The organism is Bacteroides sp. AM16-24 (assembly GCF_003471885.1).
Classification (GTDB): domain Bacteria; phylum Bacteroidota; class Bacteroidia; order Bacteroidales; family Bacteroidaceae; genus Bacteroides.
This window is the reverse complement of sequence record NZ_QRKI01000003.1, coordinates 77,081-90,921: the sequence shown is the minus strand read 5'-3', so window position 1 is coordinate 90,921 and position 13,841 is coordinate 77,081. Positions and strand designations below refer to the sequence as shown.

Here is a 13,841-nt window from a genome sequence, read left to right as displayed (position 1 = left end):
TCTATGCGTAATATTTTCTTTCTCATATTAAGTTGCTTTTGTCTGCTTTCAGTACACGCACAGAATGAAACGTCAAAAGATCATATTTCATTAGCTGGTATCTGGAACTTTAAATTGGATCCTTTGAATGTTAGTATTCCGGTAAAAGGAAGTAATTTTGTATCTAAGTTTCCAGAAGAAATAACTCTGCCGGGGTCTACAGACCAAGCTGGAAAAGGATTTAAAACGCAAGATATGAGTTCGCTTCGGCTTACTCGCATGTTTGAATATAGTGGAGCAGCTTGGTATGAGAAAGAAAATATTTTTATTCCTGAATCTTGGAAAGACCAACAACTTTTTCTGTTTTTGGAACGAGTACATTGGGAAAGCCAAGTGTGGATTAATGGGAAATTTGTCGGAAAAGAGGAAAGTCTTTCTACACCACATTTGTATGATATAACTTCTTATGTAAAGTTTGGAGACTGGAATACTGTTCGCATTAGAGTAGATAATGGGAACATCCATGATATAGCCTATACACATGCCATCAGTGCTGAAACACAGACTAACTGGAATGGCATTATTGGACGTATGGAAATCCAGGCTGTGAGTAAGGTACATATTGCTGATGTACAGATATATCCTTTACAAAAAGAAAAAAGGCTAAAGATTGTGGCGCAGATTGTGAACTATAGTAACCTGCCGGTTAACGGCGATATACGGATAAATTGTCATTTTTTGAATGATTCTCAAGATTTGCATCTAAAGGAGAAAAATACAACTTTTAATAGTTCGGATTCTTTAATACACTTGGTACATTACTATGATTTGGGAGATAAGCTATACACTTGGGATGAATTTGAGCCTAATCTGTATGAAATTGACTATGAGATAAAGTGTTGCGGTAAGAGTGATGTGCGAAAAATAAAGTTTGGTATTCGTGACTTTGGAACAAAAGGTACGCATTTCACGATAAATGATATTCCTACATTTATTCGCGGTGCTGTAAATTCTTGCGAGTTCCCCATTACCGGTTATCCTCCGATGAGTTATGAAGAGTGGAAAAAGGTAATGAAGGTATATAAAGATTACGGATTGAACTGCATTCGTTTTCATTCTTGGTGTCCCCCTGAGTCCGCATTTCAAGTTGCAGATGAATTGGGCTTGTATTTACAAGTCGAAAACTCGGATTGGCGTTTTACGGTAGGGGAAGATGAGGCAACCAATGCTTTCTATTTAGATGAAGCTCAACGTATTTTTAAGGAATATGGAAATCATCCGTCTTTTGCCTTCTTTTGCGAAGGCAATGAATTAATTGGAAAAGGTTGTGTGGATTTTCTAAAAGAAATGCTAACTGAATGGAAGAAAGACTCACGTCATCTTTATGTGGCTGCATCTGGTTATCCTACAGTGGAAGGAAGTGATTTTTTCGATTTTTATGGTGCTCGTCCACAGCGTTGGCAGGAAGGCCTGAAAGGACGTTTTAACTCACAGCCATTAAACACAAGATATGATTACATAGATTATGTAAAAAAATTCTCAATACCTATGGTGACTCATGAGATAGGACAATGGTGTGCTTATCCTGATTTTAACCAAATATCTAAATATATAGGGGTTTTAAAACCTTATAACTATGAACTTTTTAGAGAAGATCTCCGTAATAAAAAAATGCTTGATCAGGCTCATGATTTTCACATCGCTTCAGGCAAGTTCCAAGTTCTTCAAAAAAAGGAAGAATTTGAATCTTATTTCCGCACCCCTGGTTTCGGAGGCTATCATTTACTTCAACTAAATGACTTCCCTGGTCAGGGTACTTCACCGGTCGGAGTTGTTGATGTTTTCTATGACGCTAAGCCTTATGTGGATGCCCAAACATTCAAACAGATGCAAAGTCCTTGTCTTCCTTTATTACGTACTGATAAGTTGGTGTGGAGTCAAAATGAGACTTTTGAAGGAGATGCCCAAGTAGCTAATTTTTTGAAAGAAAAACTAAAAGGAGCGGTAGTGGACTGGAAACTTGAATATCTGAATGGCAGTGTTTATAAAGACGGCTCCTTTAAACTAGATATTCCGAATGGTGGCATTACTGACTTGGGAAGAATTTCTATTCCCTTGACCGAAATTTGTCAAGCTGCAAAGATGGTATTGAAGATGGAAATTAGAAACACCTCATTTTCCAATAACTGGGCTATATGGGTTTACCCAGACAAGCTACCAGAAATATCAGAAAAAAAAGTAATGTTGACCAGAGAATGGAATAATAGAGTCAAACATTATTTGCAGAAAGGAGGAACGGTATTGTTGCTTGCTGATACTGCCCAAGTAAAATCTGACGTGCCCCCTTGTTTTTCCAGCATATCCTGGAATGCAGTCTGGTCTGGTACACCTCCAAATACTTTAGGCATTTTATGTAATCCCAAACATGTCTTATTCAGACATTTTCCTACAGAAGAACATTCAAACTGGCAATGGTTTGACTTGGTGCGTAATTCGAAACCTATGTTGCTTGATCATACTACTTATGAATTTAAACCCTTAGTGCAGATTATTCCAGATTGGAACAACAATCGAAAGATAGGCCTAATTTTTGAAGCTAAGGTGGGTAAAGGAAAACTAATGGTTACTTCTATCGCCTTTGACCGGATTATGGCTCATAGCCCTGTTGCACGGCAGATGTATTACAGTCTGGTAAACTACCTTAATTCACCCGATTTCTCTCCGGAAGTGACCCTTACTAACGAAATGATTGACAAGATATTTATTCAGCCATGAAACACAAGAATATCCCTTTGATATTGTTGATCCTTTTTTCAGCCGTGACATATAATTTATATGCCCAGCAGAAATACTGGAATGAGCACACTCAACTCACCCCATGGCGTTTTCCATTGACGGCAGACAAGACTGAACTCACTTATGAAGATCTCACAGGAGACGGTACGCCAGATATCATCCGTGCTTTCGTCCTCGACAGCATTCCCGTCATGTGGATTGATGACGACGGAGATATGAGATACGATGATTTGGAAGGTGATACAGATAATGATTGCCTGCTGATAGACCTGAACAAAGATGGCATCTTCGGTGGTCCGAAAGACCTATGCATAGACTGGGTGGACACAGACGAAGACGGAATAGCCGATATGCAATTGGTTATTTATAACGGCAGTGCCGATGCTCGTTGCGGCTATGACTGGGACTCTGATTTCATTATTGTTATAGATATTGAGAAGGATGATATCAAAAGTTTCATCGACTGGAACCAACTACTCCCTTTATGCTGGGAACATAGTGGTCATTCTAATTTCTTTCAAGATTATCATGGGAACACACTATTGCTGAAAATGCACTCATCTAGTTTCAGAGTTGCCGACACTCGCTTCAACTGCGAAAATCCTTTCATCTTCTACGATCACGACAATGATAACCTGACTGAAATGTCTGTCCGCCTGATGGATATTCCACACGTCCGTCCCTGTAACGGGGATACTCCCCATGAAACATTCAGAAAAGTGTCTGATGAAATAGATGTTGTGTATAGCGGCCGCATTCCTTGGGCAAGTATCTCTTGGGATGTGGATAATGATAACGGGCAGGGCAACGAATTCGATTTTGATATGACTGTCCATTTCTATGGAAAAGGATTCGATTATTCTGATCAGATACATAAATTTAAAAACCTGCGCGGGCTTCCGGAGGCTGACAGATATATTTATGACCCACGTTGGCGACAAATGTCCGAACTTATCTATCCGGACGAAAAAGTGGCTTATAATATGATTTTCCGAAAAGGGAAGTGGGATTACTGCTGGTTTGTCTTTGATGAGGACGACGACTGCAACCGTTGGGAGCGTGTAGAGTTCTACTATCCATACGACCTTTTCAAAGTAGGTGCCACACAAGGCGGACTCGATAGCCACAAGCAAGCTGATGCAGCCGGTGACCGTGGAGAGTTCGATCAGGATAACTCTGGAAAAGGGAGACTGTACCTCTCCCCCATCGACGGAAAGATACATCTTTTCGGTGCTGAATGGGGTGCCTGGCGCATTGACCAAAATGCAAAATGCTTTCAGGGATACGGTGGATTATATCCCCCGGGAGAAAAAGAGCAACGTTTACACAAAGACCCAGAGTCTTTCGCAACAGTCAAGTATACGGATACCGATAACAATGGATTTTTCGATTTGATAGAATATGACCTTAACGGAGACAGAATATTTGAAGAACGTGTATCTTTGCTTGAACTGAATATCGATGATTCGGGGATGATTTATGATACCTCTGAGATGAAATATGAAGATGTCAAAGCATTATTTGATATATGTACAAATGGAATGTGGGAACGGGGACAAGATGCCATAGAAGTAGCAGGACAATATAACCTGAACACAAGCTGGTACTCATTCTGGAAACAACCTCACACTCCGTTCGAACGATATTCATACGGATATTGGCTTAATTTCTATATTTATAAAGATCTTTGCCATCTGGCAGAGCTGAACAAAGATACTAAAATGCGAAAACGACTGGATAAAGCATATTATTCAGGCAATTGGAAGGAGGTACTAAAATGAAGAATATCTTGATACTTTCCTGCGTTGCATTATTGATGCTTTCCTGTACACCGACAGAGTCAGTAATAGATTTGTCTGGCGAGTGGAAAGTAAAAATTGATTCTGTACAATACAAAGTAATGCTGCCGGGTTCTCTTGCCGAAAACAAAGTCGGTTTTCAGCCTAAGGATTCCGTAACCAATATTCTGACCGAAACCTATAGCTACCAAGGAGCAGCGTGGTATGAAAAAGATATTGAAATTCCGGCTTCATGGGAAAATCATCCCGTAGAGTTGTTTATGGAAAGAACAAAAGTTTCCGAAGTATTTATCAACGGAATATTTTGGGGAAGCCAGAACAGCGTGTCCACTCCACATATATATATGATTGATTCGCTGCTTAAAATCGGCAAGAACAGTATCAGAATCAAAATAGACAACACTAAAAGTCTGCTCCCATTGGGCGGTTCGCATGCATACTCAGAACATACTCAGAGCAACTGGAACGGCATTCTCGGTGATTTTTATTTAAGAAAATTACCTGATATCTGTATCCGGCAAATACGAATAGACAGTCCATCCAACGGTAACTGCCTCGTGACGGTATCACTCGCCAATTATTCAAAGGAAACAGATACAGGAATAAAAATAGTGGTTATAAATTCCGATGACAGCAAGGTAGTAGAAGAAACTGTAAAAGTATCAGTTCCCCAAGGTAAATCGGAACATACAATAAAAGTAAGAATTCCCGTTCCGCAGTTATGGGATGAATATACCCCCTGCCTGTATAACTTCCGAATAGAGATACCCAATTATGATTCCCAATGTATTCAGACCGGATTCAGAGACTTCAAAACGGCAGGGACACAATTCATAAACAACGGAAGGGTTGTTTTTTTGCGTGGAAAAAATGAAGGTGGAGTTTTTCCATTGACTGGATATCCAAGTATGGAAATCAATGACTGGAAACGATACTTCGAAACCATCCGTTCCTATGGTATCAATCATGTACGTTTCCATTCATGGACACCTCCCCAGGCAGCTTTTTATGCAGCTGATGAAACAGGTATATTTCTCCAACCCGAACTACCTTTATGGGGAACATACCGGGAAAAAGACACCATTCTCATTTCTTATATGAAACAGGAAGGCAAAAGAATCATTCAAACATATGGAAACCATCCCTCATTTGTCATGTTCAGTTTAGGCAACGAGCTTGAAGGAGACACCGCTATAATGGCAAGTATAGTGAAAGATTTGAAGAAATATGATAAACGCCATCTCTATATTTTAGGAACCAACAATCATTACTGGGACCCTCAAACCCATACAGAAGAAGATTTCTTCGTCGCTATGCGACATGGGAAAGCGGCCAACAATAACAGTACAGACCTACGCGGTTCTTTCTCTTTTGCCGATTCCAATCAGGGAGGTATAATAAATTGCAACGTTCCAAACGCCATGCGCAACTTTACAACAGCCATACAAGGTATGGATAAGCCAGTAATAGGACATGAAACCGGACAATATCAAGTATATCCCAATTTTGAGGAAATAGACAAATATACAGGAGTATTACGTCCACTGAACTTCATAGTATTCAAAAACAGGCTGAAAGAGACTGGTATGAGTACTAAGGCAAAAGCTTTTCTGAAAGCATCAGGCGCATTGGCTGCATTGTGTTACAGAGAAGAAATCGAAATGTCGCTCCGTACTCCACAATTTGGTGGCTTCCAGTTGCTCGATCTGCAAGACTATCCAGGACAAGGCACTGCCTTAGTAGGTATCCTCGACGCATTTTTGGAATCCAAGAATGTTATCTCCACAGAAAAATGGAATGAATTCTGCAATGACATAGTCCCATTGGCACGTTTTTCTAAATACTGCTGGAACACGGACGAAACATTTGTTACAGAAGTCCAGATTGCCAACTATGGACAGTCCGATATAAAGGACAAAATCATATCATGCACATTGTCTACCGAAGACGGAGAAACTCTTTATTCAGAAGATATCAGAAATACAGCCATTCCGCAAGGCCAATTATCAACTTTCAAAAGTTTACATATACCACTTAACCACGTAAAGGAATCCCAAAAGCTGACTTTCCGCATTGCCCTAAAAAATACGTCTTACCACAACTCATGGAATATATGGGTATATCCCCGTTATGATAAAATAAAAGAAGGAGTCATAGACGGAGTGACCGTGACCCGCGATAGTAAAGTCTTCGCAAAATTATATCAGGAGGAAAAACCGGTTTTATATATCCCCAAAGAAAAGGATATCAAAGATCAATCGGTAGGAGGACTTTTCATTAGTGATTTTTGGAACTACAAAGTCTTTGACAATGTAACCAAAAGCCTTGGAAAAGAGTCTTCTCCCGGAACACTGGGATTACTAATTGAAAGTCCGGAACACAGTATTTTCAATTCTTTTCCAACGGATTTCCACTCTAACTGGCAATGGTGGAATATTATAAAGAAATCCAGCCCTATAATACTAGATGAAATGCCAAAAGATTATTACCCGATTGTACAGGTAATCGATAATTTCGAACGAAATCATAAGCTAGGGTTGATATACCAATTACCGGGAACAAAAGCATTAGTATGTTCTTCCGACTTGTTTGCAATAGCTGACGAACCGGAAGTTAAGGCACTTTTCCACAGTTTATTAAACTATTTGAAAACAGAGAAAAAACAAAAATAAAAGAATATGAAATATCTGTATCTACTATTATGCACATTGTTAGGGTTTGACGTCATGGCACAGACTGGTCAATCCTTCGAATTCACGCAAATCCGCCAAGAACTGCAAAAGAAATGGCCGGATAACAGAACTGTAAACCTTGTATTTCATGGGCACAGTGTACCTTCCGGCTATGCCAACACACCTAATGTAAAAACGCTTCAAGCTTATCCCCATCAAGTCTTGGAAGCTGTCAAAGAAATATATCCATACGCAGTGGTCAACTCTATCACCACATCCATTGGTGGTGAAAATGCCGAACAGGGGGCCAAACGATTCAAACAAGAGGTCTTACCTCATCGTCCGGACATTTTATTCATAGATTATGCTCTGAATGACCGTAGCATCGGACTGGAAAGAGCTTTGAAAGCCTGGAAAAAAATGATAAAGGAAGCACAAAAGCAAAACATCCCAATCATTCTCCTAACCCCAACACCCGATTTAACCGAAGATATATTGGACGATAATTCTCCACTTGAACAGCATAGTCGCCAGATACGCCGTTTAGCCCACGACTATAAAACAGGACTGATAGACAGCTATGCAACCTTCAAGGAGAAAAGAAAAAATGGAGAAGATTTAAAAATATATATGAGCCAGAGCAATCACCCCAATGAGAAAGGACATCGGGTAGTAACCAGACTCATCTTGAACTATTTCTTCGAAGAGGCACAATGGAATGAATACTGCCAAAACCAAACCATGACGATTATGAAAAAGGTAGCCGACTGGCAACTGATGAATTTCGAAAATCAGGTACGAAAAGGTTCTCAATGGGCCAACTCGCATGCTTACTGGGCATGGACTAATGCAACCATGTATATCGGTATGGCAGAATGGGCGAAGATGTCTGACGATCCTAAGTATTGGGACTTCCTGCTGACTATGGGCGAGAAGAATAAATGGCAGACTGGGCCTAGTATTTATTTTGCTGATGACATCTGTATTATCCAGCCTTATGCCATATTATTCAGTAAATACAAGGAACCGCACATGATCCAAAAGTCCGTTGAAACCTTAGATACTCTCATTGCCAATCCCAGACACAACAGCCTAAGCTATTATGCTGACGGTTCACATTCCCGCTGGTGTTGGTGCGATGCCCTGTTTATGGCTCCGACTTCTTTTGCCCGTATTGGAAAAATAACAGGAGAACCAAAGTATTTTGAGTTTATGGATAAAGAATTTCAAATCACTTATGACAGTCTCTACTCAGTTGCCGATAGTTTATTTTTCAGAGATACCAGATATATCAATATGCGTGAGCAAAACGGGAAGAAAGTATTCTGGGGACGAGGAAACGGCTGGGTAACAGGGGCACTAACCTTCATCATCGACAACATGCCTGCCCAACATCCCTCACGCATTTTCTATATCAGCCTTTTCAGGCAAATGATGAAAAAGATATCTACGCTTCAGGATAAACAAGGCTTCTGGCACTCTTCTCTACTGGACACAGCTTCCTATCCCATGCCGGAAGCCAGTGCATCAGGTTTCTTCACATATAGCCTGTTTTGGGGCCTTAATCATGGATATCTTGAAAAAGAAGAATATCTGCCCATTGCAAAAAAAGCGTGGAATGCATTAGCTTCCATCGTACACGAAGACGGCAAGATAGGCTATGTACAACCAATAGGAGCTGACCCGAAGAAGGTAGATATAAACGACACAGAAGTGTATGGTACGGGGGCTTTCCTGCTAGCTGCAACCGAATATGTCAAATACTTAAAGCATACAAAATGAAAAATAGACTTTTACTCGCGCTGATCTTTATCCCTTGCCTGCTTTCAGCGCAAAACGGATATTATTTCTTCACAGAAAGCGACATCAGCCAAATACGCTCAGCCGCAAAAACGGAATGGGGAAAGGATATCATAGAATCACTGAAAGATACCGTGGAAGCTCGGCGGGAATATCCCCTAACCGTACCTTTACTGGAAGGAGGACATATACACGATTATTTTTGTCCCGAACACAAAGTACGTTTTTCATTCGACTGGAATAAGCCGGAAGCACATTACTGTTCACAATGCAAGCATTATTGGACAGGGAATAAGCGTTATGATTGGGCATGGGTAAATGTGGCGCATACTCATAATTATACATATTTGCGCAACTGTATGTATTTATACCTTGCCACTGGCAATAAAGTCTATGCTGAATACATCCGGAATATGTTATTGGATTATGCATCCAAATATATTACTTATCTAGACCACGACACAGCCAGGAAAGTAGGTCCCTGGGGAGGCAAAATGTTTGGTCAAAGCCTTGATGAATCTGCATGGGCCAGTGATGTCTGCCGAGCCTATATGGTAGCCAAATCCATAATGACAACTAACGAAATAAGAGAGATAGAAAAAGGTTATCTTATACCCTGTTCCGAGCTTTTGCTGAGAAGAAGAGGAACTGCCAATTGGCAAGTATGGCACAATAGCGGTCTGATAGCATTAGGAGTAGCATTAGAAAATGACAGCATCATCAACGTAGCTATCAATGATCCAGAATGTGGATACCATGCCCAAATGGAGCGATACGTTATGGATGACGGCTGGTGGGGCGAAGGTTCTCCTACCTATCATTATTATCCTTTACGAGCTATGCTTCTGTCAGCCGATGCCGTACGTTGCCGTAATATCAATCTATATGACAGAAAACTATATAAAATGCTTGCTGCTCCTGCATCCGGAGTGTATGCAGATCTATATTTTCCAGCCCACAATGACGGATGGTATGGAGAGTCTTTAATTGCTCAGGTCAGCCTATATGAAATTGCCTACCAACGCTACAACAAGGATCCATTTTTCCTGAGTGTACTTCAACAGTGCTACCGATATACAGACAGGAACTTCGGTGAAGCATTACAGAATAATATAGAAATTCCTCAAGTAACAGCAATGGCAGCATGGCCATCCGTTCATTTTAAGGAAACGGGCTATGCTGTACTCAGATCAGGCACAAAGACAGTAGTCATGAAATACGGTCCACATGGTGGAGGACATGGTCATCCAGATAAACTATCCATTTCCATTCATGACGGTGAAAAGGAGATTGTATCTGACATGGGGACATGTGCCTATGGAGTACCTACATTTACGAAATGGTATCGGAAGACTTTATCACACAGCACACTAACCGTAGATGCTAAAGATCAAAAAGAATCAACCGGCAAATTGTTAGCATTCAAAGCATATAAGGACGGAGGAGAAGTTTCGGCTGAAGCTCTGGGGGCATATTCTGGAGTCGCAATGGAAAGAAGGTTAATTTTAAAAAAGAATAAACTTACAGATATACTTACCGCCCGTTCTGATGAGCAGCATCTCTATGATTATGTCTTGATGCTTACAGAGAGACCTGTATTCAGCCAAACCGGAGAAGCTATCATCCTCAATGACTCGCCAAGCTACAACTATATAAAAAACGCAATAGTGCGAAAGCAATCATCGCCCCTTAGTTGCAAAATAGGAAAAGCATATATGAAGATCGAAGTGCCCGATGGACAAGAGTTTGAAGTTATTATGGGGGAAGCTCCTGGCATTCCACCGGGAAACGGAAGTGTTCTGCCAAAATATGATTCACCTTTTTGCTATCCTTTGATTGTAAGAGTAAAAGATAAGAAACTGAGAATTAAGACAGAATGGAAATTTTAATTTGATATTATGAGAATAAGTAAAGTTTTAATCGCCTGGGGCATCATGGCCCTATTGGCAACTTCGTGTAAACAAGTAGTACGCGAGATGGATCTCTCCGGAGAATGGGAAGTAGCACTGGACAGTCTGGATAAAGGCATTTCAGAAAAATGGTATATGGAATCGTTTCCAGATAAGATCACCCTCCCCGGAACACTTTGTGATGCCGGCTATGGAACTCCATGTACCCTTGAACCTACCATGGACAAGGAGATATTCTTAAATTTGAAACGTAAATTCGATTATCTCGGCCCAGCCTGGTACAAGAAAGAATGCTTCATCCCGGCAGAATGGAACGAAAAAGATGTCTTCCTTACTCTTGAACGCGTGATATGGAATTCGCAAGTATGGATCAATGGTACTAAAGTAGAAGGATTCAATGAAAATCTTACCACTCCTCACTATTTCAACTTGAGCAAGTATCTTGTTCCAGGAGAGAATAACAAAATCGTTATACGCATCGATAACCGGAGACAACATGATATATCAGTCAAAAACCTTGCACATGCTTATACGAACGATACCCAGACTATGTGGAATGGCATCTTGGGAAAAATAGCATTGACAGCAAAAGATAAGGTACAGATTGAGGAATTGCGCTTAACACCCGATATTGATAACCAAACGGTCAATGTCAGTATAAAAATCGGAAGTAACGGTTCATCCCCGGTATCCGGTAAACTTCTGTTCGCTGTCAAAGACCCCAAAGGAAATAAATTGGCAAATAAAGAAGTACAGGTTAACAATACTGAAATGACATTCACTTATCCCATTAACAACCCAATGTTGTGGGATGAATTCAACCCTAATATCTACGAAGCAGCCGCAACTCTTGAAATGGAAGGCATGACTGATTCGAAATGTGAAACATTCGGTATGAGAAAACTGACGAACCAAAATGCTCTCCTACAGATTAATAACAGAAGACTCTTCCTTAGAGGAACACTGGAGTGTTGCATTTTCCCGCTAAAGGGATATCCGCCGATGGACGAAGCCGGTTGGGAAAAAGTATTCAGTGCCGCCCGTGATTATGGCATGAACCACCTGCGCTTCCACTCCTGGTGTCCTCCGGAAGCTGCTTTCAACGTAGCTGATAGAATGGGATTCTACATTCAGGTTGAATTGCCTCTATGGACACTCAACGTAGGTGAAGATAAAGGCACTGTCGATTTTCTGTATAACGAAGCTGCCCACATCATGAAAGAATATGGCAATCACCCATCGTTCTGTTTCTGGAGTTTGGGTAATGAGCTGCAAGGAGATTTTAGTGTCATGGATAAATTACTCACCACCATTAAGCAGCAGGATAGCCGTCATTTGTATATGACTACTACATTCACTTTTGAACCAGGACATGGCAGTTGGCCCGAACCTAATGACGACTTCTGGGTTACACAGTGGACTAAAAACGGCTGGGTACGCGGACAAGGGATTTTCGACGACCAACCTGTAAGTTTCAATAAAGACTTCTCCAGTGCTATAGAGGGTTTGCCTGTACCACTTATTACCCACGAAATCGGACAATACAGTGTATTCCCCAATCTAAAAGAGATTGATAAATACACAGGTAATCTGATACCATTAAACTTCAAAGCCGTAGCTGCAGACCTTAAAAAGAAAGGACGGCTTCATCTGGCGGAAAGCAACCTGATGGCAAGTGGCAAACTGGCAACTATCTTATACAAAGAAGAAATAGAACGAGCACTAAAGACTCCCGGATTCAGTGGTTTCCAACTATTGGACCTGCATGACTTCCCCGGACAGGGCACTGCACTCGTCGGAATTATCGATGCCTTCTGGGAGAGCAAAGGATTAATCACTCCTGAAGAATTCCGGAATTTCTGTTCTCCGGTGGTACCGTTAGCACGCTTTGATAAAGCTACCTATGTAAATAATGAAACCTTTAAAGCTCAGTTTGAAGCTGCAAACTTTAGCGATAAAGTCCTGAGTGATATTCAACCGGAATGGAGATTATGTGACTCAAAAGGAACGGTCATTGCACAAGGCAATCTGGATAAGCAAGAAATACCCGTGGGGAATGCATTTAATCTGGGAAGCATCTCTGTTCCTCTGGAATCCATATCCGTTGCCGACCAATTAACTTTATCCATCCGTTTTGCAGGAACCCAGTACCAAAACTCCTGGAATGTTTGGGTATATCCTCAGGAAGTACCGGAAGTTGGTAAGGAAATCTTTTACACCCGTAGCTTTACCGATGCAGAGAAAGCATTAAGTCAAGGGAAAAAGGTATTGCTGAACCCGGAAAAAGAAGAAATTAATGGGCTGGAAGGCAAATTTGTACAAGTATTCTGGAGCCCTGTGCACTTCCCTAACCAACCGGGAACAATGGGAATCTTCTGTGATCCCACCCATCCGGCATTAGCTGACTTTCCAACTGAAATGCACAGTAACTGGCAATGGTGGGATATTTGCAAGAATGCTACAACCATGGAACTCGACAGTTTAAAGAACAATATGCAACCGATTGTCAGAATGGTAGATAACTTCTATAAGAACAGAAACTTAAGTTTACTATTTGAGGCAAAAGCAGGAGACGGAAAGCTATTAGTATGCAGCTCAGACCTGGCAAAAAGTCTCAATACCCGACCTGTAGCCCGTCAATTACGCTATAGCCTCCTGAAATATATGGAAAGTGATAAGTTCAATCCACAAGAAAAGGTTACATTTAAACAGATAAAACAGGTACTCCATAATGTGAACCGGACAAAAGAAGAAAAGAAATCAATCTATGAGTAATTTTAATTTCTAAAATCAGATAAAAGAATATGGAGATGCGGCCAAAAACCACATCTCCATATTTTATAAATGATCTCTATATAACATCCTCAAGATAAGGATACCATATA

Annotated in this window: 6 protein-coding genes; all 6 read left to right on the top strand. The window is 40.8% G+C overall.

Annotation, left to right across the window (positions count from 1 at the left end):
- The first annotated feature begins 3 nt into the window (after positions 1-3).
- From DW182_RS04875 to DW182_RS04850, 6 genes are read left to right on the top strand one after another with little or no spacing between them, the layout of a single operon-like run.
- On the top strand, positions 4-2,754 hold the full coding sequence (locus DW182_RS04875) for a sugar-binding domain-containing protein (RefSeq protein WP_118294862.1): 2,751 nt from the start codon (positions 4-6) through the stop codon (positions 2,752-2,754).
- A complete protein-coding gene (locus tag DW182_RS04870; protein WP_118294861.1) occupies positions 2,751-4,556 on the top strand; it encodes a hypothetical protein in 1,806 nt (601 codons plus the stop codon). Before DW182_RS04875 ends, DW182_RS04870 begins: the two co-directional genes overlap by 4 nt.
- A complete protein-coding gene (locus DW182_RS04865) occupies positions 4,553-7,246 on the top strand; it encodes a sugar-binding domain-containing protein (protein ID WP_147400110.1) in 2,694 nt (897 codons plus the stop codon). The genes DW182_RS04870 and DW182_RS04865 overlap by 4 nt, the downstream gene beginning before the upstream one ends.
- Before the next feature lie 6 nt (positions 7,247-7,252).
- Entirely contained in the window at positions 7,253-9,028 is a 1,776-nt protein-coding gene (locus DW182_RS04860) for a glycoside hydrolase family 88 protein (RefSeq protein ID WP_118294859.1), read from the top strand.
- Positions 9,025-10,935 carry a heparinase II/III family protein gene (locus DW182_RS04855; RefSeq protein ID WP_117706016.1) on the top strand — a complete coding sequence of 637 codons (1,911 nt, stop codon included), beginning with the start codon at positions 9,025-9,027 and terminating at the stop codon, positions 10,933-10,935. Before DW182_RS04860 ends, DW182_RS04855 begins: the two co-directional genes overlap by 4 nt.
- Before the next feature lie 9 nt (positions 10,936-10,944).
- Complete coding sequence (locus DW182_RS04850) at positions 10,945-13,731, top strand: glycoside hydrolase family 2 protein (protein ID WP_118294858.1); 2,787 nt, start codon at positions 10,945-10,947, stop codon at positions 13,729-13,731.
- Positions 13,732-13,841 lie beyond the last annotated feature (110 nt).

Coding starts and splice junctions, on each gene's coding strand:
- DW182_RS04875 (WP_118294862.1), top strand. CDS start 4: ATGCGTAATATTTTCTTTCTCATATTAAGTTGCTTTTGTCTGCTTTCA.
- DW182_RS04870 (WP_118294861.1), top strand. CDS start 2,751: ATGAAACACAAGAATATCCCTTTGATATTGTTGATCCTTTTTTCAGCC.
- DW182_RS04865 (WP_147400110.1), top strand. CDS start 4,553: ATGAAGAATATCTTGATACTTTCCTGCGTTGCATTATTGATGCTTTCC.
- DW182_RS04860 (WP_118294859.1), top strand. CDS start 7,253: ATGAAATATCTGTATCTACTATTATGCACATTGTTAGGGTTTGACGTC.
- DW182_RS04855 (WP_117706016.1), top strand. CDS start 9,025: ATGAAAAATAGACTTTTACTCGCGCTGATCTTTATCCCTTGCCTGCTT.
- DW182_RS04850 (WP_118294858.1), top strand. CDS start 10,945: ATGAGAATAAGTAAAGTTTTAATCGCCTGGGGCATCATGGCCCTATTG.